This window comes from Burkholderia sp. AU27893, assembly GCF_002223205.1.
Classification (GTDB): domain Bacteria; phylum Pseudomonadota; class Gammaproteobacteria; order Burkholderiales; family Burkholderiaceae; genus Burkholderia.
Genome location: NZ_NKFD01000006.1, coordinates 193,911 through 220,559, shown reverse-complemented (window position 1 = coordinate 220,559; position 26,649 = coordinate 193,911). Strand labels below are relative to the sequence as shown.

The 26,649-nt window shown below is 62.7% G+C and carries 21 protein-coding genes; 11 read left to right on the top strand and 10 right to left on the bottom strand.

Annotated features, from left to right (window positions below; all coding sequences use genetic code 11):
- Positions 1-43 precede the first annotated feature (43 nt).
- Genes CFB47_RS41475 through CFB47_RS38640 form a run of 3 tightly spaced genes read right to left on the bottom strand, consistent with a single transcriptional unit; the run spans position 44 to position 3,689 of the window.
- Positions 44-307 carry a hypothetical protein gene (locus CFB47_RS41475; RefSeq protein ID WP_007180432.1) on the bottom strand — a complete coding sequence of 88 codons (264 nt, stop codon included), beginning with the start codon at positions 305-307 and terminating at the stop codon, positions 44-46.
- Positions 304-666: a hypothetical protein gene (locus CFB47_RS41470; RefSeq protein ID WP_156903410.1), complete on the bottom strand. Its 363-nt coding sequence runs from the start codon at positions 664-666 to the stop codon at positions 304-306. Before CFB47_RS41470 ends, CFB47_RS41475 begins: the two co-directional genes overlap by 4 nt.
- Positions 663-3,689, bottom strand: a complete 3,027-nt coding sequence (locus CFB47_RS38640; protein WP_007181927.1) for a Tn3 family transposase — start codon at positions 3,687-3,689, stop codon at positions 663-665. Before CFB47_RS38640 ends, CFB47_RS41470 begins: the two co-directional genes overlap by 4 nt.
- A 143-nt stretch (positions 3,690-3,832) precedes the next feature.
- Between CFB47_RS38640 and CFB47_RS38635 the strand changes: the two genes are divergently transcribed.
- Both CFB47_RS38635 and CFB47_RS38630 read left to right on the top strand, forming a co-directional pair.
- Positions 3,833-5,524: a site-specific integrase gene (locus tag CFB47_RS38635; protein WP_007180429.1), complete on the top strand. Its 1,692-nt coding sequence runs from the start codon at positions 3,833-3,835 to the stop codon at positions 5,522-5,524.
- 312 nt (positions 5,525-5,836) lie between these two features.
- Positions 5,837-7,522, top strand: a complete 1,686-nt coding sequence (locus tag CFB47_RS38630; RefSeq protein ID WP_027813537.1) for a TniQ family protein — start codon at positions 5,837-5,839, stop codon at positions 7,520-7,522.
- Between the two features lie 161 nt (positions 7,523-7,683).
- On the opposite strand, the gene CFB47_RS38625 is transcribed toward CFB47_RS38630, so the two are convergent.
- The 5 genes from CFB47_RS38625 to CFB47_RS38605 are packed head-to-tail and all read right to left on the bottom strand — an operon-like array spanning position 7,684 to position 12,945.
- The gene (locus tag CFB47_RS38625) at positions 7,684-8,679 is read right to left on the bottom strand and encodes a YncE family protein (protein WP_223274429.1); all 996 of its coding nucleotides are present in this window, start codon (positions 8,677-8,679) and stop codon (positions 7,684-7,686) included.
- Positions 8,680-8,723: 44 nt separating this feature from the next.
- Positions 8,724-9,965 carry an MFS transporter gene (locus CFB47_RS38620; RefSeq protein WP_027813539.1) on the bottom strand — a complete coding sequence of 414 codons (1,242 nt, stop codon included), beginning with the start codon at positions 9,963-9,965 and terminating at the stop codon, positions 8,724-8,726.
- 49 nt (positions 9,966-10,014) lie between these two features.
- Positions 10,015-10,749 carry a superoxide dismutase gene (locus tag CFB47_RS38615; RefSeq protein WP_223274430.1) on the bottom strand — a complete coding sequence of 245 codons (735 nt, stop codon included), beginning with the start codon at positions 10,747-10,749 and terminating at the stop codon, positions 10,015-10,017.
- Between the two features lie 34 nt (positions 10,750-10,783).
- Positions 10,784-11,968 (bottom strand): chromate transporter, encoded by a 1,185-nt coding sequence (locus CFB47_RS38610; protein WP_027813541.1) that lies wholly within the window; start codon positions 11,966-11,968, stop codon positions 10,784-10,786.
- Positions 11,965-12,945 (bottom strand): chromate resistance protein ChrB domain-containing protein, encoded by a 981-nt coding sequence (locus CFB47_RS38605; RefSeq protein ID WP_027813542.1) that lies wholly within the window; start codon positions 12,943-12,945, stop codon positions 11,965-11,967. The genes CFB47_RS38610 and CFB47_RS38605 overlap by 4 nt, the downstream gene beginning before the upstream one ends.
- Positions 12,946-13,198: 253 nt before the next feature.
- On the opposite strand from CFB47_RS38605, the gene CFB47_RS38600 reads away from it, so the two are divergent.
- The 9 genes from CFB47_RS38600 (at position 13,199) to CFB47_RS38560 (ending at position 23,902) form a co-directional block, all read left to right on the top strand.
- Positions 13,199-13,888 (top strand): response regulator transcription factor, encoded by a 690-nt coding sequence (locus tag CFB47_RS38600; RefSeq protein WP_027813543.1) that lies wholly within the window; start codon positions 13,199-13,201, stop codon positions 13,886-13,888.
- Positions 13,878-15,158 (top strand): HAMP domain-containing sensor histidine kinase, encoded by a 1,281-nt coding sequence (locus CFB47_RS38595; RefSeq protein WP_027813544.1) that lies wholly within the window; start codon positions 13,878-13,880, stop codon positions 15,156-15,158. Before CFB47_RS38600 ends, CFB47_RS38595 begins: the two co-directional genes overlap by 11 nt.
- Positions 15,159-15,282: 124 nt before the next feature.
- Positions 15,283-15,564: a DUF4148 domain-containing protein gene (locus tag CFB47_RS38590; RefSeq protein ID WP_046543880.1), complete on the top strand. Its 282-nt coding sequence runs from the start codon at positions 15,283-15,285 to the stop codon at positions 15,562-15,564.
- Between the two features lie 161 nt (positions 15,565-15,725).
- Positions 15,726-17,120 carry a TolC family protein gene (locus CFB47_RS38585; protein ID WP_027813545.1) on the top strand — a complete coding sequence of 465 codons (1,395 nt, stop codon included), beginning with the start codon at positions 15,726-15,728 and terminating at the stop codon, positions 17,118-17,120.
- Positions 17,120-18,187, top strand: coding sequence for an efflux RND transporter periplasmic adaptor subunit (locus CFB47_RS38580; protein ID WP_027813546.1), 1,068 nt, complete (start codon positions 17,120-17,122; stop codon positions 18,185-18,187). The genes CFB47_RS38585 and CFB47_RS38580 overlap by 1 nt, the downstream gene beginning before the upstream one ends.
- Before the next feature lie 65 nt (positions 18,188-18,252).
- On the top strand, positions 18,253-21,390 hold the full coding sequence (locus CFB47_RS38575) for an efflux RND transporter permease subunit (protein ID WP_027813547.1): 3,138 nt from the start codon (positions 18,253-18,255) through the stop codon (positions 21,388-21,390).
- 63 nt (positions 21,391-21,453) lie between these two features.
- Positions 21,454-21,954: a DUF2127 domain-containing protein gene (locus CFB47_RS38570; protein WP_034176083.1), complete on the top strand. Its 501-nt coding sequence runs from the start codon at positions 21,454-21,456 to the stop codon at positions 21,952-21,954.
- Positions 21,955-22,062: 108 nt separating this feature from the next.
- The gene (locus CFB47_RS38565; RefSeq protein WP_046196988.1) at positions 22,063-23,268 is read left to right on the top strand and encodes an MFS transporter; all 1,206 of its coding nucleotides are present in this window, start codon (positions 22,063-22,065) and stop codon (positions 23,266-23,268) included.
- 31 nt (positions 23,269-23,299) lie between these two features.
- On the top strand, positions 23,300-23,902 hold the full coding sequence (locus CFB47_RS38560) for an undecaprenyl-diphosphatase (RefSeq protein ID WP_027813550.1): 603 nt from the start codon (positions 23,300-23,302) through the stop codon (positions 23,900-23,902).
- A gap of 566 nt (positions 23,903-24,468) precedes the next feature.
- Here the strand turns inward: CFB47_RS38560 and CFB47_RS38555 are convergent.
- Both CFB47_RS38555 and CFB47_RS38550 read right to left on the bottom strand, forming a co-directional pair.
- Positions 24,469-24,690 (bottom strand): hypothetical protein, encoded by a 222-nt coding sequence (locus CFB47_RS38555; RefSeq protein WP_027813551.1) that lies wholly within the window; start codon positions 24,688-24,690, stop codon positions 24,469-24,471.
- A gap of 198 nt (positions 24,691-24,888) precedes the next feature.
- Positions 24,889-26,547, bottom strand: a complete 1,659-nt coding sequence (locus tag CFB47_RS38550; RefSeq protein ID WP_027813552.1) for an NRAMP family divalent metal transporter — start codon at positions 26,545-26,547, stop codon at positions 24,889-24,891.
- Positions 26,548-26,649 lie beyond the last annotated feature (102 nt).

Below are 26,649 nucleotides of genomic sequence, written 5' to 3'. Positions count from 1 at the left end.
TGCCGACCTGGCTGTGCGGTGCGTCGACGTCGAACATCAAAGGCTATACATCGTCGAGCTCGAACAGCGCGCGATCGGCGGGCCGCGACAGATAATCGTCCATCATCGCGCGGAAATCGGCTTCATCCCACTCGCCGCGATCGACACGCCGCAGCAACGCCTCGCCGGCCAGCATGATCTTTCGCTCGCGATCCGCGCGCGTTTGCTTGACCTGCTGGCGCTGCGCCTTAGCTGCCGCTTTGCGGGCTGTTTTCAGCTCCTGCAGCTTTTCGTCTGTCGCATCGAGACGACGTTTCAGCATGTTCATTCTGGCGTCCTGTTCGAAGAAGCGGTTTGCGCGGGAAACCGGCGCGCCGGCGTGCGCCGGTTCGTTACATTCGCGCCGTACTGTCGCGCCCAGGTGCGTACCGAGGGAGCGATATCGACTAACGTCGGCGGCATGTTCGGCAACACATCCATCGTCCAGCCACCCAGCCGCTTTGGCGCAATATACGCCGGTCGCCAGCTGCCGTCGGCCAGGATATCGATCACGAACAGCGACGTGCCGACGCTCAGTCGCCAGGTGTTGACCACGGCTGGGGGTAAAGGATTACCTGGTTGTGGCATCGTATTCCACCGTAACAGGAATAAGGGATTCCAAGCCAGAACCGCCGAAAATTCGATCACTCCAATTCGAGCCCTGCAATGAGCGCGTCCAGGTCGATTTTGTTGTCGCTTTGAAAAGTGTAGTGCCCGTTCAAAAGGATATGCCGCCAGGCTGCCGGTGATATCTGCGTAAGCCGCGCCAGCGCCTTGGCGTTGCCACTGGCCTCCCATTTCGTCAGTAGATGCGACAGAATCGCCGAGTTGTAAAAAATGATGACGTTGGCGATCAGCCGGGCGCACTGGTTGCTGATCTCGATTTCGATGTCGGTGCGGCCGGTCAATTCCTTCTTGCCGCCGACCTGGGCGATGGTCGAACGAAGCTGATGGTAAGACTCGAGGCGGTTTTGGGAGCGATGCACGTTTCGCTCGAGCTGCGGGTCGCGCAGGTAACGCAACGTGTAGATGGTACGAATGAGCTTATCGAACTCAAAAATCGCGCGACGTGTCGGGTTTTCCTGCGAGTACGTACATAGTTTGCGGATCAGCGAGCCCTGCGTGATCTCTTTGAGGCCCAGCGTGGCGACGATCTGATCGATATTTGTCTTCTCACTGGTGATGAGCTGCCGATCGATTTGTCCGATCGGCTGAATCAGGCATTTCTCGTACAGCGCCGGGTCGTCGATACAATACAATTCCTGCAACTGGTCATCGAGGTTTGTGAAGCGAGGCTCGAAGCGCAACCCGAACCAATACAGGATAGCGAAGTTGGCTTTGTTGATGCTGTGCATGTCGCCGGTGATCGCAGTCGGCACTATATCCGACGTGTTGCGATACCAGATGTCGAACACGTGATGCGCCTCGTACTCGTGCGCGCCGATTAGGTAGCCGTTCAACGGGACATGATTGCACAGCAGCGTGTAGGCGACGACGCCTTTGCCTCGTCCGAAGTATTTGCGCGAGTAACGCGCCTTCACGGTCGGTCGCTCGACGCCGAATTTCTGCCCATCGACGGCGCTGTACAGCGCATCGAGATCGAACGAGTAGTACGGGAAGATCGGCAGCGCGGCGATGGCGTTGCTGATGCAGTCGTTGGCCGCATGCAGCGTCGCCTGACGCAGATACTGCTGGTAGGTGCTATCCAGAACGTGGTACGGAATGTCGCTGGTGCGCGCCATGACATGGTTGCCATGGTTCATTGCCTGAGCGATGATAACCGCCATCAGGCTATCGGCGTCCGCTACCTTCTTCGCGTAGCGCGGCTGCAATGGCGTCAGCGCCGACAGGAACTGGCACTGGCCGTTGACGAAGCGGAACACGTCGGCAACATCGCAGAATGGCAGTTGCTCGTAGAATGCCTGCTCACGCACCTTCTGGTTCTCGGTTTTCGGTTTGCGCCAAATCAGCTTCTGCGTATCCTTGTCGTATTCCAGGTGCGTAAGCTTGCCCTGTTTCAGCTCTCGGTTGAAGGCCAGCCATTGTGCATGCAACTCGGCCGCTAACGCATCGAGTTGGGCATCGATTGGCTGCTGCAGGAACGGGATCTCCATCTGCGCCAGCGCGTCGGCCTTCTCGTTCATCGAAACAAGCTCGTCGGAGAAGTGACGATGTTGCAGACTGTCGTCGAGATAGATCTCTCCCGACTGGAAGCGCTTCCGGATCTGGCGGTACAACCAGAATTCGTAGCGATCGGCGTGCAAACCGGTCGGCTGACCATCAGCGCCGAAGATCAGCAGGTACGGTCGCAGGCGCTTCGGCAGCGTGGCCGCGGGACATTCGGCGAGCGGTCGTTGTGACAGGCGCTGCTGTTTGGCGAAGGCCCCCTTGACCCAAGCCAGCGCCGCGAGCCACGGGTTGTCTGGGGAGGTGCCGACGAAGTCGAGCTCGACGTACAAGGGGCGCAGGTGACGGCGAATACGTTTGGCTAGGCCGTCCACCGCCAACCAGTGTAGTGCCAGTTGACTCAGCGGCTTGACCGTCATGCGTTGCGCCGTGTTTTGTAGCACATCTTTGGCCATGATTTTATAGGCGCGCTGACGCACCTCGCCGAACGGCGTCGGATCGGCTACGCTGTCGTCCACATAGAGCGACAACAGGCGGCCGATCTGCGGCGTTTCCCGATGGCGTTTTACTTGCTCGGCGATGAGTGACTGTTTCGCGCCCGCGCTGCTTTCTTCCTCGAGCTGCTTCATGTGGAAGGCCATCGCATCGACCAGGTTGTCGGTGAGCTGTCGGAAGCGCACCCAGGCGTAACACAGCAGGTAGAGCTGCGCCTGATCCGCCTTCAGGTTGCGCAGGTCGTGGACGGTATAGAAGTTCGCCAGGCTTGCGTAGTACAGCACGTTCTGCTGCGAGATATCCAGCCGGGGCAGCAGCGTCCTGGCGATTTCGTGCAACGGCTGCAGCGTGCCGCGCTTTTCGCGTTCGCGGACCATCTGACGCCAGCCGAAATTCTTGGCATCCTGTTTCAGCGCCGCCAGTTTCGACAGAGTATCATCGCGCACCAGAAGTTGGTCTAGCGCGGTTTGGGTCAATTCGTCCAATACGCCGGTGAGCAGGTCGCCCAGCCGCCGACGTTCGACGGACAGGGCTTCGCTGACTAGCTCTTGCAAGGTCGTGTAGCCGGGCCGGATCATCTTGTGCTCATTGAGCCACACGATGAGCTCGGCGGCGACGAATCCCGGTGTCACGTCGCGACGTACGATCTGCGCGGCCTGCTGCATGAGTTGCGGCAGGAAGGCGGCCACCCACGGTCGATAGCCGTACAGTTCAGCGATCTGTTCGCGCTGGGCGTAGTACTCGTGCCGGGTGATCGGCTTGCGTTCGAACGGCTCGCCGTGGAAATAGCGGCTCAACACGAAATCGTAATCGTCCTCAACCTCGTCCCAATCGAAGCGGAAGAAGGCGTGCTTGGACTTGAAGTAGCCAATCTGCAAGATGCAATAGACCTGCGCGGGTATGGAGGGCCGGCTACTGGCGAGCGCCAGTTCGGATTCGGTCAATGCCAGGTATTCCAGCCGCTGCGCATCGTCGAAATCAGGCAGGCCATACAGGGCTTCCTGTTCGGCGTCGGAAAAGACGCTGAGCAGCTTATTCTTGTTGATCATCGACCATCCTCTCCACGCAACGTCAGATCCTTCAATTTTGTGATATCACGACATGGGGTACGACAGAAATATTGAACTCCCGCATTCTACAGAGATAAGCTTTATTATCTCTGTGGCATTGTTTCCATATTAAACTCGATGACATGAAAACGCGCCCCACGAGCCCGTCCGCCGCCGACATCCCGACCGACTTTCCTGATGCTGATGCACTGGCAGCGCTGCGTGCCTGGTACGAGGGCGCATCCTCGCGTGAGGCGGCACACCGGTACATGCAAGATCGGCTCAGCCACAGCCAGTCAGCCCGCGGCGTCATCGGCCAGATCCGCCGGCAACTGGCACTTTATGCCCGTAACCGACAGCGGGCAGATCTGGCCACGCTGTTCGAATGCCCGGCCCAAAAGCGTATGCATCATGCGCGCGCCACCACGCAGGCTGTCGAGCTACTGCGCATCATGCCTGCGCCAGCTCCGCAGATCGGCGACGACATTGCGCACTGGCTGCCGAATCGCGCTGCCCGCACCCTGCACGCGGCCGGCATCCGGACCCTGGCCGATCTCACGGTACGGATTCCGCGTCGCCGGCAGTGGTGGACCGTCATTCCGGGTCTCGGGCCGGCCAGTGCAAGAAGGATCGAGGCCTTCTTTGCCGCGTACCCGGCGCTCACGGAGCGGGCCCGCGCACTGATCATCGCGGATCGGCAGTCAGTCGTGACGCCTTGGGAGCAACTACGGCTACCGCACGAGATCGACGGATCCGCCGGCGCCTTCCGCGCACCGGTGTCGGCCTGCATCCTCGGCGTCGACAACGATTACGACGCTATCCAGGCATGGCTCGCGTTGCACGAATCCCCGGCCACGCAGCGGGCCTACCGCAAGGAAGCCGAACGGCTGATTCTCTGGGGCATCGTTGCTCGCGGCAAGGCGCTGTCTTCGCTGACCACCCGGGATGCCACCGACTACAGGGCGTTTCTGCGCAGACCTACACCGCGAGAACGCTGGGTCGGGCCACCGCGGCCGCGCACATCAACGGACTGGCGCCCGTTTGTCGACAACCTCTCGGCCCGTTCGATTGCGCATGCGCTTGCCGTGCTCAGCGCCATGTTCCGCTGGCTGGTCGAGCAGCGCTACGTCGTGGCCAACCCATTCTCCGGCATCAAGGTACGCGGCAGCAAGCGCGCCATGGCTCTTGAAACCTCGCACGCTTTCACCGAAGGAGAATGGATGCTGACGCGCACCATCGCCAACGGGCTCGAGTGGTCGTACGGCTGGCAGGCGCCCGCTGCGCAACGGTTGCGGTTCATGCTGGATTTCGGCTACGCAACGGGACTGCGGATCAGCGAACTGGCTGACGCCACACTGCGCAGCATCGAAGTCGACGCAGCCGGTGATCACTGGCTGCACGTGGTCGGCAAGGGCGGCAAGCCAGCCCGCGTTACCCTGACACCCCTAGCGCGCACAGCGCTGGACCGATATCTGCAGGAGCGGGGGCTTCCTGTCAGCCGTGCTCACTGGAATCCGACCACGTCCCTGATTGGCAGCCTTGACGACGCCGATGCCGGCATCAAGCCCTTGCGGCTGTGGGAAGTCATGCGCCGGTTTTTTCGGCTCGTCGCGCAGATTATCAAGAACGACCATCCGGTGCTGGCTGAAAAGCTGCATCGGGCCTCTCCGCACTGGATGCGGCACACCCATGCGACCCACGCGATCGCCAGAGGGGTTGAGCTGAGCGCCGTACGAGATAACCTGCGTCACGCGTCGATTTCGACCACGTCGATTTACTTGCATACCGACGATGTAAAGCGGGCACGGCAGTTCGGGCAGGCATTTACCGACTGAGTTACTCGCTCGGCACGTCAGGCAACAAACCGATTGACGTTCACAATGTGGAATGACGGAATTTTCTGGGGTTCCGGCGTAGAACCCCGACATGCGGCGTCCTCCCGCCGGAAACGCTGAGGCATCCTTGTCCCCCATCGCGGTAACGAGCGGAATTCCATCGACCGGTGTAAAGCAATCGGGAGTTCCGGTTCCTTCCGAAGCCCGGCGCCTCGTTGAATGCGATGCACCGTTTGTCGCCCTGCGCGATGCCGGATGGCTGCAGGCAGACGCGCTGGAATTCTCCACGGCATATGCCGATTGCTAGTGCCGATGCGGAATCTGCTGTTCTTTGTCCCGTCTTTACCTGACGAGACCATCCAGTCGCGCGTTGCCCGACATCATGTGCTGTCGGGCAACCGGGTGGAGAGCGACACCTTTCTTGACCTGTTCGACAGTGCGCCGTTTTCGCTCGAGCAAATCGTACCGCCATCCCTCATGCGGCTTGCGGATCGTGTGAACGACGGCTCGCAGGCAGCCCTGCAAACGCTTCTGGCAGGCAACACCCTGTGGCCGCTTTTCGAGCCGTTTCTGGACGGCGTGTTGCAGCCGCTGACGGCTGACGTTGGAGCGATGATGAGCCGGTTACCACGTCGTGTTGTCGGCCTCTACGGCGAAGCGCATCTCTGCCCGGCCTGCGTTGAAGAGGACATTCATGCGTTCGGGATGGGGTACTGGCACCGGGCGCACCACGTCCCGGGCGTGAGCATGTGTTGGCGGCATGGCGCGCGCCTGCTTTCGAGTTGCCCGCAGTGCCACCGGCCTTTCCAGTTTCGCCAGCGACTACTACGCCAACCGTGGCTAGCTTGCCGCTGTGGCTGGCAGGTGACTGCGGCGGAAGATGATGGCATGGCAGGCTCACCGATCCCGCTGCAATACGCGCGCTTTGCTCGCGATCTGCTTAACCGTCCCCTGGGCCGGGTGGACCCCTTTCGCCTGCGCGTGGCGTACCAGAACCGCATTCGAGAGCTAGGCTTCAAATGGGGGGCAAGGCTACAGGCGAAAGCGTTCCAGGAACACCTGATTGAAGAACTGGGCGAAACGTTCCTCTCTGCAGTGGATCCGGCGTTCGCCGCGAAGCGGATGAGCTTCTGGATACGCTTTGCACCGGGCAACAGCACGGTATGCGATATGCCGATTACGCGGCACCTGTTGCTCGCGATGTATCTGTTTGGTACGCGGGACGAACTTGCATTGAGCCTGCAGCGTGTGTCCCAGGAAGAGACTGCGATTAGACGCACCAGGACAGTTGAGGAAGGCCCGACACTTGAGGGGGCGGCGGTGTCGATGCCGCGTATAGCGCACCGGCGTCGAATACGGGACGAGCTGAGAAGAAACCCGCAAACGACCATCCAGGATCTGTGGCGCAAGGTATATCGTGTCACCTCGTGGCTCTACGAGCATGACCGGGAGTGGATACAGGAGACCCTCTCGATTTCGGCAGCAGATAGAGTGGGCGGTGGTCAGTCCGCAGCGAAAACCGTATCTCCGGACGACGAGCGCTTCGCCGCACTCGTCGACGAGGCCGCCGTTGCGATGCTCGCTAGGCCGGGAAAGCCGCAACAGGTGACAAAGGAGCGATTACTCGCGGTTCTTCCGGTGCGCATTGCCGACACGCCCCGGCAACGCGAGCGATATCCCGACACGCTAACGCGGGTCACGGATAACCGGGAATCCACGTGGCACTTCAGGGCGCGGCGACTGTGGTGGGCATACGCACTGATGAGCGCACGGGGCGACGCCGCGCCGGCGAGAGAAGCCGTGATCTTGTCTGGCGTTGGCCATTACGCGGCCCAGGCAATCATTGAACATTGCGGATGGGAACCTGTGTTGCCACTTGCTGCGAAGTTTGATGCGCTGGCGAAGCTGTCTGAAGCGGGAATTACGCCGAAATGGGAGGGGCCGCCCGCGTGGCAAGGCCGAGCCATTGGAGGGCGTGCCTATCAACGTCGGCCGTAAGGCGATTCGAGAGAAAATCAAGCTCGGCGTCTGGTGATCCTTGGCTGGCGGGGGCGGCTACCGTCGCCACCCAGATCCTCAACGAAAGGTTCCTGCGCCAGGCAAAACTCGATCGCGATGCGCCTCATGCGGCAATCTAAACTGCGCTCCGCGCCTGTCCCTCATCGCGGCGCCATGATCCGTAACACGGGATGTCCATCGACGTCCTTGAGCGCAAACCAGGCATCGTGTGATGCTGCGTCGACACTGACGACGTGGGCATCCGGTCCCACACGGCCATCCCCGATTTTCACCACGTGCGAAGTGTCCACGTGGAACATGGACACCACGCCCGCCTCGCCCGCGACATAGACCGTGCGCAGCGCCGGATCGTACGCCAGCACGTCCGGCGTGCCGCCGACATCGAACGCCGCGATCTCCTTCATTGTGCGCATGTCGAGCACTAGCAGACGATCGTTGTCCTCGCAGGCAATCAATGCCAGACGGAATTCCGGCACGATCAGCAGACCGTGATTGCCCCGCGCGCCAGGCAGCTCAGTGCGGGCGACCACGGTGTCGGTGCGGGGATCGATCTCCACCAGTTGGCGTCGCGACTGCACATTGACGAAAACGTGCCGCGATACTGGATCGTACTGCGTGTTCCCCACTTCACCGCCGAGGGACACGGTCGCGACGCGCCGGTTCGTCGAGCCGTCGATCACGGTCTCTGTCTCGCCGGTTTCGTCCGATACGTAAAGCTTCTGAACGTCAGGCACCCAGGCCATCCCATCGGGATAGACGCCACCGGGCGTCCTCGCGACAATCTTCAGCGTGTCCGCGTCGATCGCGACGATCTTGTTCGTGCCGGTGGCCGAGGCGTAGACACGGGACAGCGCCGGAACAGCCAGCACACCATGTACGGCGGACACACCCGGAATGCGCGCGACAACGCGCGAAGCGAGCGTGTCGAAAACGACGACTTCGCCGTCGCCCAGATGAGCGATGAACAGCAGGTGCCGCTGCGGGTCGTAGCTCTCGTAGTCGAACCGCGACGCGCAGCCGGGTAGTGGCACATCGCCGATCAGCTTCAGTGGCAGGGTATCGATGGCCGGGTCATCCGAACCGTGCGCGACGCACCCTGTGCCGCCCCCGGCGATCACCGCGAACCAGACGACCATGGCGACCCTCGCCGCAAGTTGCCCACACAATGAACTGCCGCGAATCATGGCGCGCCTCCATCCGGCCGGATATGGCGGAAGGCGGCAAGCACGGCGAGATCGTAGGCAATCTTGAGCGTCCCGCACGCGATCAGCGGCGCAGCAAGCCATCCGGCTGCGAGCATCGCTGCGGCAATCGACGGCGCCACGGCCGCGGCAAGGCTGCGCGGCACAGCCGTGAAGCTCGCGGCAGCAGGCCGCTCAGCGGGCGTCACGACGGCCATCACGTAGGCGCTACGCGTCGGCACATCCAGCCGGGAAAGTGCACTGCGCAGGAGCAGCAACGTCAGGGTCAGCGGCAGGGATGCCGTCAATGCCGCGGCAATCAGGCACACGCTCGACGGGATGTGGGTGAACACCATCGTGTTGAGTAACCCGATCCTGCGCGCGATCGGCGCCGCGGCAAGCAGCGAGCCGGCACTGAGCAGCCCCGACCAGAAGAAAAACTGCCCGGCCGCAGCCAGCGAAAGTCCGAAGCGCTGGATCAGCCACAGCGTCAGCAGCGAGTTGACAAGCAGGCCGCCGGCGAACGCATCGACGCTGAACAGGAGCGCCAGACGCGTCACAATCGCGCGCGATGGACCCAGTGGCACGTGCGCCTTCGCGGCGTGCACTGTCTCCTTTGGCAAACCCAGATACAGCAGGAAGACCACGCTGCCCGTCAGCGCGTAGACGACGAACATCGCGCGCATGGCGAACAGTCCGGACATGCCGGAGCGCACCGCGAACCATTGCGGCAAAGCTGCGAGCAGCGAGCCGAGCGCCGCCGACAGCCCGCCCACGAGGCTGTAACGCGCGAACAGCGCTGTCCGGGAATCGGGGTGCGACGCTTCGGCGAGGCGTGCGTGTTCCAGCGGCAGAAAAAGACTGACGTCCCCTGAACTGGGATTGAGGGTGCCGATAAAGGCCACCACGAGCAACGGCCACAGGGTTGAGAGGCAGCCGAACGCAAGCCCTGTCGCGCCCATCAAGGCCGCGGCGAACAGCAGCAGCGGGCGGTGCGGGTAGCGGACGCTGGTCACGCCGACCAGGATCGTGGCGAGAGCTGATCCCAGCAATGTGGCCGTGCCAATCAGGCCGACCGTGAGTTGCTCGAAGCCGAGGGCGAGAAGATACGCGGGCAGCAGTACCGCAACGAAACCATCACAGACTCCGCGCAAACCTCGCGCCGCGAGCAACAGCCGCGCGCTGCGATCGATGCCCGGCGGCCGCAGCAGGTCCGACAGGGGTGCACGGACAGGGGGCATCAATGTCTCCACATTCGGGCCTGCATGCGGCCTTGTACCGCCCCCCTTGTCAGGCCAGGGCGTGCGACTGCATTGCGGCCTGCAGTCTCAACGCTGCGTTGTCCCAGTTGAGGATGCTGAACAGCTGGTTGACGTATTCGTTGCGGCGGTTCTGGTACTTCAGGTAGTAGGCATGCTCGAACACGTCGAGCACCAGAATCGGCTGGATGCCCCACGCGGTGAGTTTCTGGTGGTTCTCGCACTGCAGGATCATGAGCTTGCCGGTCGCCGGCAGATAGCCGACGACACCCCAGCCCGAGGCCTCGGTGGCAATGGTCGCAGCGACGAGTTGCGCCTTGAATTTCGCATACGAGCCGAAATGGCGGTCGATCGTTCTGGCGAGCTCGCCTCCCGGCTCACCAACCTTGCCAGAAATGCTCGTCCAGTAGATCGTATGCAGGATATGGCTGGAAAGCTGGAACGCCAGTTCTTTCTCGTGGAATTTCACCAGCGCAAAGTCGCCGGTTTCCCGTGCCCGGGCCAAGCCTTCTTCCGCCTTGTTCGCCGCAGCGGCGGCGGGCTTGTGATGGAAGTTGTAGTGGAGTTCCACCGTGTGGGCGTCGATTACCGGTTCGAGCGCATCGTACGCAAACGGCAGCGGTGCCGCCGCGTAGTTGCCGTCCGCGTTGACCAGTCTGTCGGTAAAGCCCGACGCACTAGCCGCGTGAACCAGCTGCGCCTGGGCCAGCATCATGCCTGCCCCCACTGTGGCGGAATCATGCAGAAACGTGCGACGTGTCTTCATTTGCAATCCTCACAGTTTTCGTGAACGCACCCGATTAATGGGCGTGCAGATGGACAAGCGGATAGAGGGCGAGACCCGTCAGGGCCGCGGCAACCACGATTGCGGGTTCCGGAAGCTTCTTCACACGCCAGAGCAGCAACGCGGTCGCGAGCGCGATGAGCGCGGTCGGCCAGTCGATGACCGAGCGCTTTGCGATCACAATGACCGAGCCGGTAATCGCCCCCACGGCTGCGGCGGTAATGCCGTCGACAAACGCCTTGACGGCGGGGAGCCGCCCATATTTCTTGAAGTACGGCGCAGGCAGCACCGTGAACAGGTAGCACGGGATGAACGTCCCTAGGGCAGCGATGCAGGCGCCAGCCAGCCCGGCGACGAGATACCCAATGAAGCCCACGGTAATGACGACCGGCCCCGGCGTGATCATCGCAACGGCCACCGCATCGACAAACTGTTTCTCGTTCAGCCAGTGGTGTTCCGTCACGACACCGCCGTAGAGGAAAGGCACGATCGCGAGGCCTGAGCCGAACACGAACGCGCCCGCCTTCGTGAAGAAAAGCGCAATCTGACCGAGCAGCGGAAGGTCCAGACCGCTCAGCGGCCCGGCAAGGGCCGGTGCCTGTGTCGCGGCCAGCGCGTTGATCCCGCCTTTGCCCAGCCATTGAGGCGGCGCGCGGCGTAGCCAGTTGACGATGCCACCGGCGATAAAAAGCCAGGCGATTTCAGACTCGGTCACGACGGTCACTGCCGCGAGGATCAGGAAGACCGCCCAGAGCAGCCGGTCCTTTCCGAGCGTCTTCGTCGTGAGCTTGTATGCGCTCATCGCAATGATGCCGACGACCGCCGCGCCGACGCCGTAGAAAACGGCCTGCATCCACGACAGTCCGCCGAAATGCGCGTAGGCCCAGCCCAGCACCACCACCATCAGGAACGACGGCAGCACGAAGGCGAGACCGGCGATGGTCGCGCCCAGCAGCCGGTAGTGCACGAAGCCGAGATAGATGCCGAGTTGCGCCGCAAGCGGGCCCGGCATCATCTGCGCGAGGGCCAGCCCTTCGCGATAGTCTCCCTCGGTAATCCAGCCACGCTGTTCGACCAGATCGCGGCGCATGTAGCCGACCAGCGCGACCGGGCCACCGAATCCGATCGTGCCGAGTTTGAGCATGTAGAGCGCCATCTGGCCCAGGCTGTATCCGGGCGCGTGTGCGGTGGTTGTGCTCATGAACGTTTTCCCGTGTCGCGCGCTTTTTCGACCGCGGCGAAGTGTGTGTACATCGAGTCGAGGACGGGACTCATGTCACTGAGCAACTGGTCGTCGTCAGCTGCACGCTCGCGCGTGCCCGCAATGATCGCTTCGAAGCCGATGGCCTCCGGCACCGGCGTGCCGCCCACGTCGAGCGCATGCACCATTGAGCTAAGCCGCATGAGCGCCGGATCACCTTCGAGTCCGAAGCTCGCCAGCAGCACTTCGAACGTCACACGTTCTCCCACATGCGTGAAGACCGCGCCGTCGAAATCGAAGCCGAGCGCGTCCTTCGGGCAATCGTCCGGCGAGGGCAGCCAGACGAAGCGGGCCTGCACGTCGATAAACCGGCGGATCAGCCAGGCGCTTGCCACGCGATCCACCCACAGCCGTCGGCGGGTTGCCCACGTGCGCCCCTGGTAGTCCAGGACGGACAGCAGGCGGATTGCGCGGTCCGCCGAGTGGGGCTCGCCAGGCGAGAGCACCGTATCGACGTGGGCCACGAAATCCTGCCACGCCACCTCCGCGCGCGTAGTCGCTTCCCCAGGGAAGAAGTCGATCGCGACAATGGTCTCGTAGTCCTTGCGCAGGCGTCGCTGCAGTTTCGTCAGTTCGGTGGCGGACTGCCCGGACACGGTCTTGCGCGCTTCGGCCAGTGTCCGGATGAAGCCATCGTACTCATCGGCCAGGTCGAAGAGTCCGCGGAATTCCGCGTCCTGCGAAGCATCGAGACTGGGGGCGCGCAGAAGGTGCGCTGCGCCACCGCTCTCGCCGATCGCCGCGACCAGCTCGCGCAGCATGTTTTCCCCTTCAGGACTGTAAGGAAGCAGATAGATGCCGTCGCGCAACACCGCGCAGCCTTTCCCCTTCAGGGCGCGCCAGAAGCGCATGCGGGCTGTCGCATTCCCGGTGGGTAGCGTCAGGACAAGGACGGACCAGGTCATCAACGTATTCATGTAGACAATGCTACGTTTATGTAGCGATATCTACAAGTTAACTTTGTGGGCGTGATGCAGAAGACTGACCAGATGCGATGTCATCCGGCCGCGCCAGTCCGCTCGTTACACTGATGAACCACAGGCCACGGATGCCCCAGCGCTGCCACAATAGGGATGTGCCCATCGTCTATCCGGCTTTCCCGACTCCAGTACACGCAGTCTGCGGTAGCATCAAGCTCTCTTCCAGCCGAGACGTGACGAACGCAAGTCCATGAAGGTTCTTATTGTCGAAGACGATTCCGCGATCGCAGCGAACCTCTACGACTATCTCGAAGGTAACGGCTATGAGGTCGACATTGCTTCCAATGGCAAGGCAGGACTGCGGATGGCGATCGCCGACTCGTGGGACGCCATCCTGCTCGATCTGGCGCTGCCCGGCATGGACGGACTCACGCTCTGCCGCAGGTTGCGCGAAGAGGCGCGGCGGGACACACCGGTGCTGATGCTCACGGCCAGGGACGCACTGGACGACAAGCTGGAGGGCTTCGTGCACGGTGCCGATGACTATCTGGTCAAGCCGTTCTCGCTGAAGGAGGTCGGTGCACGTCTTGGGGCCCTGATCAAGCGCTATCGCGGGCAGGTCGCCACCATGGATCTTCTATTCGCCGACGTAAGACTGGATCTGTCGACGATGACCGTCGAACGGGCCGGGCATCCGGTCAAGCTTCCCCCAAAATGTCTTCAGTTGCTGCGCATCCTGCTGCAGTCGCCTGCGCGCATGTTCACTCGCGCCGAGCTTGAATCTGAAGTCTGGGGTGAGGAGCTGCCCGACAGCGACACACTGCGCACGCACATCTACACCCTGCGCAGGGCGCTCAGCGAGCAGGGCGAGGCCGACCTTGTCGAGACCATCCATGGCGTCGGCTACCGGCTCGTTGCACCTGATCAAGATGCGAAATAGCCTGCGCTTCAAGGTCGCGCTTTTCTTCTCGGTGCTGACCATCGCGTTGCTGGTCGCCCAGGCGCTCGGCGTGAGGACACTGGCCGAGGCACAGGAAGAGCGGCTGATCACGGCACTCATCCATGACGACATGACGAATGTGCTCAAGAGTTACGAAGCCAACCCGTCCCTGCTGCCGCCCTTCGATGTCCGAATGAATGGCTATGTTTCGGGCGCGGACAGCCGGACCATTACGCTGCCGGTGACGATCGGGAGTCTGCCTGCCGGCACGCACGAAATCATCATTGACGGACGGGAGATCCACGTCGCGATCGAGCCGCTCGGCGCGGCGCGGCTGTACCGCGTTTACAACTTCAGTATTTACGAAAAGCATTTCAAGGAAGTCATCAATGCCCTGATGGCAGGCACAGGTGTCTTTGCATTGCTCACGATCTGGCTGTCCTTCGGCCTGTCGGGTCTGTTGGTGCGGCAGGTTGCCGGTCTCGCGCGGCAGGTCAAGGAACTGCGGCTCGGCGGGGCGGTACCGATCCAGCCCGGCAGGTACGATGAGACGGAACTCGTCGGGCTCGTGGAGGCTTTCAACGACTACCACCGGCGCATTGCCGACATGATTGCTCGCGAGAAGGAGTTCACGGGGAATGTGAGCCACGAACTGCGAACGCCGCTTACGGCAATCAAGACGAGCTGTGAACTGCTTGAACAGGATCCGGCGATCAGCGGCAAGTCGCGCACACGTCTGCAGCAGATCGAGCGTGCGGCCGACAACATGCGCGAACTCGGCAACGCGCTGCTGACGCTCGCGAGAGAGGATTCGGCACGCGAGGTCGAGCCGATGGCGCTCGCGAACCTGATTGAAACGTCGCTGACGCGTTTCGCCGACCGTTTTGCCCGAAAGGACCTGGCGGTCGTCAATGCTGTGGAACGCGGTGTTTGTGTGCTGGCAAACCGGTCGGCGCTCGCGATCGTGCTGTCCAACCTCATCGACAACGCCGTCCGGCATACCGAACACGGACGCCTTCAGTTTCGCTACGCAGACGGCTGGTTGCACATCGAAGACACCGGGCCAGGCATTCCGGCACACGCACTCCCCCATGTCTTTGACCGGTTCTACCAGGCCGGGTCGCCGCGCACTGCGACGCCTGGCGTCGGAATCGGCCTGTCGATCGTCAAAAAGGTCTGCGATCGCTATGGATGGTCGATCCGGATCGACAGCGAGCCAGGCGTTGGCACCTGCGTCTCGCTGCGCCTGCCGGCGACGAGCCGGACCTGAGTCGACTGCACGCTTGCTGATGCGTTCTTGACGAAAACTTCACAAACCCCTGCGTAGCATGGGCTTATGGGCTGTTCCGTAAGTTACCGGAACAGATATTGACCAGATTGTGAAGGAGTCGCTCATGAAATCGCTAATCGCTGCACTCTTCGTCGCATCCTCTGCGATTGCCCCCTTACTTGCATTTGCCCAGCCAACCCCCGGCCCGACGCGCGCCGCGGTCCGTGCCCAGTTGGCGTGTGCGGAGCAGTCAGGATTGATGCGTCTACCCAGAAATAGCTACCCCGACAAGATGTCCGAAATGAACTGCGACACCTCCGGTTCCGGGGCATCCATGAACGGGAACGCCCAGGCGGGCGCGCCAACGTGGCAGCAATCGAACCCGACCCTGTTCAGGCACCACTGAGAGCGGCACATGTGGCGTTGACAGAGCTGGCGTCAATACCGCATGCCCGCCCCGGCGGCGTCCTGGCCGTTCCTTCTTGACGAAAACTTCACAACCGGTGGCGTAGCATCCGCCCCGGACGCTGCCCGGGTGGGCGGCACACCATCCGATGGGATGCAAGAATGCGCCGCACATTATCGTTTGTCTTTATCGCCTTCGCCGGGATGGCCGGTTGCACGACCTACCATCCCGAGCCGATCGCCCCCGCCCAGCTTGCCCGGCAATTCGAGGAGCGCACGCTGGCGAGCGAGGCGCTGCAGGCCTACGTGGCGCGCGAGACCGGTCACGACGTCACGCCCTGGCCGCCTGCAGTCTGGAATCGTGAGATGCTCACCCTGGCGGCCTTCTACTACAGCCCCGCCCTCGACCTTGCCCGTGCGCAATGGAGCACGGCCAACGCCGGTATCGACGTCGCCAACGCGATTCCCAACCCGGTCCTGCAGTTGCCGTTCCAGTACAACACGCCTAACCCGGGGCCGGGAGCGCCCTTCACCTGGGGGCCGTCGCTCGATATTCCGATCGAGACCGCGCACAAGCGCGGCTATCGCGTCGATCAGGCGAACCACCTCTCGGAAGCGGCCCGGCTGAACATCGTCAACGCAGCGTGGAGCGTTCGCGCTCAGGTCCGGGATGCCATGCTCGCCCTCTACGCCGCCCGCGAACGCATGGCCTTCCTGTCCGCCAAGGCCGACGCCGAGCGGCAGATCACCGTGATGAGCCGCCACCGCCTCGCTGTCGGCCAGTACTCGCAGCCCGACGTCGACGCTGCCGTCCTTGCCGACACCCAGGCCCAGAGCGAGCTGGCCGCCGCGCGAAGCGCCGAACAGGACGCGCTCGCACAACTGGCTGCCGCCATCGGCGTGCCGGTCACCGTGCTCGACCGCGTCACGCTCGACCTGAGCGCCTTCGATACGGTTCCGCCTGCGCCGCCCGCAACGGATGCGCAGCGCGCGGCGATCTTCCATCGCGCCGATCTGCGCGCCTCGCTGGCCGATTACGCCGCGGCCGAATCGGCGCTTCAGCTCGAGGTCGCGAAACAGTATCCGGACATCCACCTCGGCTCCGGCTACACGTACGACACGGGCACCAACAAGATTGGCTTCGGGCTCGCCGGCATTACGTTGCCGATCTTCGATCAGAACCAGGGCGGCATCAGGGAAGCCGAGGCGAAGCGCAAGGAAGCTGCCACGCGTACCGGCGCGTTGCAGGACAGGATTCTCGGCGATCTTGCGCACGCGCTGGCACGCTACCGGGCGAGCCTCGAAGCGCTGCAGCTGTCCGACGCCCATCTGGCAAGTGCCCGCCGGCAACTCGAAAGCCAGGCGGCGGCTTTCGCCAGCGGCAATGCGGACCGGCTGACCTTCACGCAGGCGAAAGCTGACTACCAGACCAGCAAGAGCGCCCACCTCGACGCCGTAGTCGCGGTCCAGCAGGCCGCTGGCGCGCTCGAAGATGCGATGCAGCAACCCCTGGGTCATGAGGCGGTGAGCGATACCCTCAGTGAAGAGACACCATAATGAAACTCCGGCTGATCCTACTTTCCGTCATTTCGCTGGCCCTCGCTGCCGGTGCAGGCTGGTACATCCTGAACCAGGCGTTTGACGACGCCAGTGCATCGACCGCCACGGCAGCCCGGTCGGCTCCGACGCCCGCCGTACAGACGGTCAACGGTGAAACGGTCGTGGTCGTGAGCCCCGAGGCCCAACGGGCCAGCCACATCGAGGTGGCGCCGCTTGCCGCCGTCATGAGCCAGTCCGGCATCAGCGCCGACGCGATGGTCATCGATCTGCAGCCGCTCTTCGATCTGCGCAACCGGCTCGCGAGCGCGCGCGCGGACGTTGACACCTTCACCGCGCAGGCGGCCAGTTCGAGGACGCAGTACCAGGGCAGCCGCACACTGTTTGCCGACGACCGCAATGTTTCGCAGAAGAGCCTGCAGGCTGCACAGTCGACGATGCAGGGCGACGAAGCGAAACTGCAGTCTGCCCGGGTCACGCTGAACGGGCTGGACGGCGCGATGCGGCAGCAGTTCGGCGACGTGCTCGCGAATGCCGCGGCCGCACCGGCCTCGAGGCTGTTCCAGCTCCTTCAGTCGGGCCAGGCTGTCGTGCTGCGCGTCACGTTGCCCACAAGTTTTGGTATGGCGCCACCCGAGCGCATCGCCGTCGATACGGCTGACGGCCGCGTGGTGCCGGCCCAACGGCTTTCCGCCTCGCCACTCGTTGATCCGGCCGTGCAGGGGAGCCCCTGGCTCTACGTCGCCGACGCCACGCTGCCCGCCAATCTGCGCACGAGTGCACGCGTGCCGACGTCAAGCGAGGCCGTATCGGGGCTGCTGATCCCGGCGCAGGCGGTGGTGTGGTACGGCGGCCAGACGTGGGCCTGGGTGCGCACGGCCCCCGAGCGCTTTACGCGACGCTACGTGCCGGCCGGCAACGAGGACGACCGCGGCTTCATGGTCACGTCGGGCTTTCACGCCGGCGACCAGATCGTGACGCAGGGTGCGCAACTGCTGCTCTCCGAAGAGCTCAAGCCTCAGGGCATCGCCACCGCGTGCAAGGATCCGCCCGAATGTGATGACTGATCCTGCGACCGTACCGTGCATGACCTGCCCAGAACAACGCGACTCCACGTCCCATTCCACGCCCCATGCTTGACGCGATCATCCGCTTTTCGCTGCGCTTTCGCGGCGTCATCTTCTCGCTGGCCGTGATGGCGGCCGGCTACGGGCTCTTTACGCTGACGCGCGCCAAGCTCGACGTTTTTCCCGAATTTGCGCCGCCGATGAGCATCGTGCAGACGGCCGCTCCGGGCATGACCAGCGAACAGGTGGAGAGCCTCGTCACCCAGCCGGTTGAAAATGCCCTCGGCGGCATGACGGGCCTGAAGTCGATTCGCTCGCGGTCCATGCAGGGCCTCTCCTCGGTCACGCTTGTGTTCGATGACCACGCCAACGTGATGCAGGTCAGGCAGCTCGTCACCGAGCGCATCGGCGGGCTTGCGGGCTCGCTACCAGTGGGCGTCACCGCACCCCAACTCCTGCCGCTCACCACGACAACGAGCGTCGTGCGCACCATTGGCCTGACGTCGACGACGCGCTCGCTCGCGGACCTCTACGACATCGCCCAGTGGACGGTCAAACCGCAGCTGCTCGGCACTCCCGGCGTGGCCGACGTGATTGTGTTCGGCGGTGAGACGCGCCAGCTGCAGATCCAGGTCGACCCCGCGAAGCTGATGCGCCACGGCCTGTCGATCCCGGACGTGATTGCCGCGGCGCGCCAGGCCACCGGCGTGCGCGGCGCCGGGTTCATCGAGAACAGCAACCAGCGCATCGCCGTCAACGCCGATGGCCAGATCGCGACACCGCAAAAACTGGCCAGTGTCGTGCTGCGTTCCAGCAACGGCGCGGCGGTTCGTGTGGGTGACGTCGCCAACGTGACCTGGGGCAGTGCACCTGCTGTTGGCGCAGCATCGATCATGGGCAAGCCCGGCGTGATGGTGGTGATGGAAAGCCAGTACGGGACCAACACGATGGCCGTGACGCGCGACATCGAAAGGACGCTCGCGGGACTCGGACCCGCGCTCGCCCGGCAAGGTGTGGACGTAAACACCAACGTCTTCCGGCCCGCCAACTTCATCGAGGCCGCCGTCGGCCACCTGCGCACCGCGCTCATCGTCGGCGCCGTGCTGGTCATCGCGGTGCTGTTCCTGTTCCTGCTCAACGTGCGCACCGCCGTGATTTCCGCGGTGGCGATTCCGCTGTCGCTGCTGGTCGCGATCATCGTATTGACGTCGTTCGGCGTCAGCCTGAACACGATGACCCTGGGTGGGCTCGCCATCGCGCTCGGCGAGGTGGTCGACGATGCCATCATCGACGTCGAGAACATCTACCGGCGCCTGCGCGAGAACCGCACGCTGCCCCAGCCGCTGCCCGCTTTCCGGGTCGTGCTGCGTGCTTCGCTCGAAGTTCGCAGCGCCGTGGTGTTCGCCACCTTCATCGTAACGCTGATCTTCCTGCCCGTGCTCACGCTCACGGGTATCGGTGGACGGCTCTTTGCGCCGCTGGGTATCGCCTACATTCTCGCCGTGCTCGCGTCGCTCGGCGTCGCCCTGACGCTCACGCCGGCGATGGCACTCGCACTGCTGGCGAAGGGACCCTTGCCCGAGCGGGAGCCGCGCCTGATCGGGCGCCTCAAGACGCGTTACATCGCGCTGCTGACGAAAGTCGAACAGCATGTGAAGGCGGTCATGGTGATCGTCGCGGTGATGTGCGCCGCGGCGCTCGCGTCACTGCCATTCATGAGCGGGAGTTTTATTCCGCAACTGCGCGAAGGCCACTACACGGTTCACATGGGGCTCGCACCGGGCACCTCGCTCGCCGAATCGCTGCGCATCGGCACGCAGGTCTCGAACGCGCTGATGCAGGTGCCGGGCGTGCGTCTCGTGGCACAGCGTGCGGGCCGCGCGAATGGCGTGGTCGACCCCACCGGCGTGCAGCTCTCCGAGTTCGAAGTCGACCTCAAGCCGATGGGGGCATCGGGCCAGAGCTGGGCGCTCTACCGGATTCGCCAGGCGCTGGCGCGCTTTCCGGGTCTCTCCACCTCGGTCAACACGTTTCTCGAGGAACGGATCGACGAAACCATTTCGGGCACCACGGCCCCGGTGGTCGTGAATGTGTTCGGCAACAATCTCGACGTCATCGATCGCACGGCGCAGCAGATCGCCCAGCTGATCGGCACGATCCACGGCGTCGCCAGCGTGCGGGTGGATTCGCCGCCCGGGATTCCGGAACTGGACGTGCGGCTGAATCCCGACGCCCTGAGCCGCTGGGGCTTCCGGCCCGTCGAGGTGCTCGATGCTCTCCAGGCTGCCTACGCGGGCGTGACCGTATCCCAGATCTACGAGGGTAGCCGCAGCTATGACCTCGCCGTTGTGCTCGACCCGGCCCAGCGTCAGACCGTCGGCGACATTGGCAAGCTCATGGTGCGCAATGGCGACGGCCTTGCCGTGCCGCTGGGCTCGCTCGCGACGATCCGTCAGGTCGCGGGACGCTACCAGATCACACATGACGGTGGCCAGCGCGTGCAGACGGTATCGGTCAATCTCGGCAGCCGGCCCGTCAGCGACTTCGTAAAGGAAGCACAGGCGCGTGTGAATCACGCGATCAGGATGCCGCCGGGCACGTATGCCGTCTTCAGCGGTGAGAGCGAAGCGCGCGCGCAGTCGCAACGCGACCTGCTCGCATACGGCGGGATTGCGCTGGTGGGCATCGCGCTGCTGCTGTTCCTCGCAATGAAGAGCCGTCGCGGCGTGCTGCTGGTCATGATTAACCTGCCCTTCGCGCTCGTGGGCGGGGTTCTGAGCGTCGTGCTGACCGGCGCGAACCTGTCGCTGGGCAGCATGGTGGGATTCGTCACGCTGCTCGGCATCTCGCTGCGCAATTCAATCATGCTGATCAGCCACTACGAGCATCTGGTGCACGTCGACCGGCTGGCCTGGGACATAAATACGGCGGTGCGCGGTGCGTCGGAACGGCTGGTGCCGATCCTGATGACTGCACTGGTGACTGCGCTCGCCCTGCTGCCGCTCGCCGTGACGAGCGGCGCGCCGGGTAACGAAATCGAGGGGCCGATGGCGATTGTCATTCTTGGCGGCCTGCTCACCTCGACCGCACTGAACCTGATCGTACTGCCCACCTTGGCACTGCGTTACGGGCGTTTCGCGCGCGAGGAACTGGTCGAACCCGGACAAGCAGCGGTATCAGGAGAAACGGGCGATGGCCAGTGACGAGGTGTCACGGTAAAGACGAAGCGAACGCGACCCGCATTGCGAACCATTGGAGAGATCCCCGTGATTGGTCTGAACAAGCTGCTTGACGGGAAGAAGCTCCATCTGGTGTTTGAATTGAGCCTGTGGTTCAAGGCGATTTTCGCGCTTTCAGAAATCGCTGCCGGCGTTGTCACATACTTCGTTCCGCAGCGGCTTTTTCTGACTTTTGTGCGTTTGGTCACGCAGGATGAGTTTGCGGAAGATCCCCATGATCTCGTCGCCAACTTTCTCCTTCATACCGTACAGCACCTTTCTGTCGACACCCAGAAATTCGCGGCGATTTATCTGCTCGGACACGGCGTGATCAAGCTGTGGCTGATCATCGGTTTGCTGTGCGAGAGACTTTGGTACTTTCCCATTTCCATGATTGTTTTCGGCCTGTTCATTGGCTACCAGGTCTATCGATTTACATTCACGCACTCAGTCTGGTTGTTGCTCGTCACGGCCTTGGACATCGTCGTTATCGCCCTCACCTGGCACGAATACCGATATCTCCGAAACGGGCAGAAGGCGGTAATGTAGAGCGCCTGGCTGGGATCCCGTGTCGGGCGGAGCTGATACAGTCCGCGGCGCCGCACCGGCCTGATGCCCGGTAGAAAACAGCTTTCTCCCGATTCCAGACAACGAACGATGCTACCTGATACATCTACCATCGACCGCATTCCGATTCCCCGTGCAGTCCGGATGCTGGGGTTTGTCAGCCTCTTCATGGACTTTTCGTCCGAACTGGTTCATGCGTTGCTGCCCATCTTTCTCGTCACCACGATGGGCATGAGCGTGAGCGCGCTGGGTGTGCTCGAAGGGGCAGCCGAAGCGACCGCAATGATCGTCAAGATCTTTTCGGGGCCCGTAAGTGATTGGCTTGGCAAACGCAAGGCGCTGTTGTTGCTCGGCTACGGGCTGGCCGCGCTTTCCAAGCCGCTTTTCCCGCTGGCCGGCACACCCGGGATTGTCGCGGCCGCACGACTTGTCGATCGCGCGGGCAAAGGGATTCGCGGTGCGCCGCGTGACGCCCTCGTCGCAGACGTCTCGCCCCCGGAGATTCGTGGCGCCTGCTTTGGACTGAGGCAGTCGATGGACACGATCGGAGCATTTGCAGGACCCCTTGCCGCAATCGTATTGATGCTCGGGTTTTCCGATCACATTCGCACTGTCCTGTGGTTCGCGGTCGTACCCGCGTTCATCGCGGTCGGCCTGATCCTGTTTGGCATTGAGGAGCCGGTCGGTGAAGGTGCGCCTCGTCGCTTCCGGTCCCCGCTGCACTGGCGGGCATGGCGTGAATTTCCGGAGCGCTACTGGTTCGTGGTCGCGATCGGTGCCACCTTCACGCTTTCGCGCTTCAGCGAGGCCTTCCTTGTCTTGCGCGCGCAGCAGACCGGGTTGAATATCGCGTGGATTCCCGGCGTGATGGTGGTCATGAGTCTCGCCTATTCGCTCTCCGCCTACCCCGCGGGAGCACTTTCGGATCGCATCGATCGCCGGTTTCTACTCGCCTGGGGGCTCGTGCTCCTGATCGCGGCAGATCTTGTGCTGGGCACGAGCGCGTCGATCATCACCGTCCTCCTCGGCGTTGCGCTCTGGGGCCTGCACATGGGTTTCACACAAGGCATTCTCGCGGCGATGGTCGCAGAAACAGCGCCGCAGACACTTCGCGGAAGTTCGTTCGGCCTTTTCAATCTCGCGAGCGGCGTCTGCATGCTGGTCGCGAGCGTCATCGCCGGTTGGCTGTGGGATCGCCATGGCGCGTCGGCGACGTTCTTTGCCGGAGCCGGTCTGGCTGTCGTCCCACTGGTGATGTGCCGTTTCGCGCCACGCCTGGAGAAGCGCAACCGCTGACCGATCCTGATCTTCACGACAAAAGCCTCTTATGGAAACGCTCGAAGCGCTCAATCAAACCATTTTTCTCGTGCTCAACGCCACGCCAGCGACGCCGCATTGGCTCATCGGAATGGGAGTGATCATCGCCAACTATGCTATCTGGGCGGCTCCTGTCATACTTGTCTGCCTGTGGTTGGCGGGCGGCGACGAGAGGCGGGAAATGGCCCTGCGTGCATGTTTTGTTGGCTTCCTGGCACTCGGCATTAACCAGTTGATCGGAATGGTGTGGTACCACCCCCGGCCATTCGCAATCGGAATAGGGCATGCATTCCTCGCGCATGCTCCTGACTCGTCATTTCCGAGCGATCACGCCACATTGCTTTCTGCGATCTCTTTCACACTCTTCTACGCAGGAAAAAGACGACTTGGACTGCTTGCACTGATCGTCGATATCGCCGTTGCGTGGGCCCGCTTGTTTGTTGGCGTGCACTTTCCGTTTGACATGATCGGGGCGGCAATTGTCGCCTGGATCGCCTACATGCTTGGCAGCCCGTTCTGGCGAGTCGGGGGCAGGGTGGTAACCGGGGCTTCGATTGCCTTGTACAGGAAGGTATTGGCTATGCCGATTGGCCGACGATGGCTGCGACCTTAACGGAGCCGTACATGCAGCAAACAGGTCCGCGACATCCCTTGGTTGAAGCAGTCCTATGACGAACTTGCGAGCGGTTTTTGCGGGTGGGCCAGCGCTGCCCTATCACTCAACTCACTTTTCTTGGACGCCATCGACTTCGGCGATCAGATGCTCCGTCTCTCGCGATCGCTATTTCTGTGGGCGCGGACGCCAAGTTGCCGTTGGTACTGTTAGCCATGCCTGAACTCATTGGGGGGCCAGGTTCCTCAAACCCCTGGAGCGAGCGGGCATGTCTTTGCCGAAGGGGGCACAGTCTCCAGAATTCAGTATTGCGAGATACCACGCTCCTTCGACGACAACGAATTTCTTTTACTCACCAATGCGTTAAACCGCTTCTGGCGAAAATTTACGAATCCCGGCCGATCCTCATCACGGCATCAGCCGGGCCGAACTAGAGGGTTGGCCGTGATTCGTTAATACCCGAAGCTTCAGATATTAACGATTACCCGCACCGGGAAATTAGGCGTAGGCGCGTCGCGCACCCTGCGTTCAGGTGCGAGGCCGGGGCATACCCGGCTCGCCACTGCTCAGCCCTGGCTTGCACGTAACGACTCGCCGAGGCAGTACTTCCCGTAAATCAGGCAGTGGGTCGTAACCTGATGCGGTGCAGGCGCTCTCGCACCCGCGCTCGAGGTGTCTCCCAATGTGATATCGCCGGTGTTTCTGGCTGCGAACATGAAAGCCAGGACCACAAACCCGGCCAGAAGCATCGCGATCCACGCTGCATCCCGGTTTTTCAGGTACTTCACGACAATTCCTCCTCAGCAAGATCGGCCACTGCGGTTACCATTTCCTGTCGCGCCCCGCTCAACGGCCATCCGGCCGGCATCTGGCGTCCACCGGGCGTCCCGCTGTATGCTCCGGCGGGATTGAGGTGCGGGTCACAACAAACGCGCCCTGAACTGAGCTGCGTGCAGCTGCACGCGTGAAACGACTGATGCAGCGCGCTATTTCAACAGGGTCATCTGCACGACCTTGAGCACGACGAGCCCCACGGCCAGCAGCAGGTAGCCGCGCAGGACTCCCATCCAGACACGCTTGGCCAGCGTCAGGTTCGGCGCCGGCAGATCGTTCAGCGGCGGCATGCGCCACGTGTCGCGTGCGCCCTCTGGCCATGCCTGGGTTGAGCCCACGGGGTCCCTGCTACCTCTGCGCAGCGCAGCCGTCACGGCATAGCCAGCGATGGCCAGCACGGTTCCGCCCGCGAGTACTACGAGAATCGTCTCACCGCTGATATCCGGGTACATCACCGACGCGGTCAGGATGATCGACAGCATCACCAGCACCCAGATCACCGCCCCTGTGAACAGGTTGAGCTTTCTGGAGTTGACCCATGGTCCGAGCACGGCCTTGTCGTTGCACAGGAGCAGCAGGAACACCGTAGCACTCGGCAGCAACACGCCGGCGAGCGTCTGGACCGCTTCGGTCAGCAGTCCGAGGGGGCTACCGGGAATCAGTACGATTACGGCAGCCAGCGCGACAATGCCGAAGTACACAAGGTAAAAGCCTTTCGCGTCCGTCACGCCCCGATGCAGCGAGTGACGGATCTTGAACACGTCGCCAATCGCATAGGCGGTCGACAGCGAGACTGCCGCTGCGCCGATGATCGCCGCATCGAAGAGCGCAATCGCAAACAGCACGGCCGAGGTACGGCCGGCGTATTTTTCAAGGCCGGTGATGACGCCGCCCGCATCCGTAAAATTGCCAAATTCGGGCTTTCCCGAGAACAGCGCGGCACTGAACGCCATCATGGCCACTGCGCCGATCAGCACCAGTGCGATGCCGATCCACAGGTCGGCTTTCTCGTACTTCATGAAGCGCGGCGTAATGCGCTTGTCGATCACATAGCTCTGCTGGAAGAACAGCTGCCAGGGTGCGATCGTCGTACCAACGATACCAATGACGAGCAGCATCACATCCGAAAGCTTCGAGTGCGCAGGCCAGTTCGGGATGAAGAAGTCGCGCGTCATCTGGCCAACCGGCGGATGTATCGACACCAGCACGGGAACAAGGAGCAGGCTCAGCGCACACAGCACGACGGCGAAGCGCTCGAAGCGCCGGAAATTCCCCGTACTGACAGCGGCCATCGTCAGCGCTGCGGCGATGCAGACGCCCGCGATACGGGAGAGGCCGAAGAAGTCGAGCACAAACGTGATGCCAATGAATTCGGTGACGATCGTGAGCGCGTTGAGCAGGAAGAGATCGATCACGCTGAACGCCCCCCAGAACTTGCCAAAGCGCTCGAAGATCAACCGCGCATGCCCGACGCCGGTGACCGCACCGAGCCGCAGGACCATTTCCTGGTTGACGAAGAGGACGGGCACGAGCAGCAGAAGCGTCCACAGCAGCGTCGTGCCGTAGTTCTGGCCAGCCTGTGTATAGGTGCTGAAGGCGCCCGCGTCGTTGTCGCCGACCATGACGATCAGGCCCGGGCCCAGAATAGCCAGCAACGTTCGAAAGCGCGCCCACCATGTCGTGCGCGGGGCGGTGTCGTGGTGGGCAATGGTGCCGAGCGCTCCCTTGATGTCGCCCAGATGGGCCGAATCGAGGACTGCGGTGCGTTCCCGCCCGAGCGTGGGTGGTGAGAGATCAGTTGGCGTAGACATTTTTATGGTTCCCGGATTGCGCTGGAACAACTCTGTGGCGGTCAAGCATGCGCGAGCGGACCGGTCGCTGGAAAAACGCGTCCGTCGCGCATGCCGAAATGG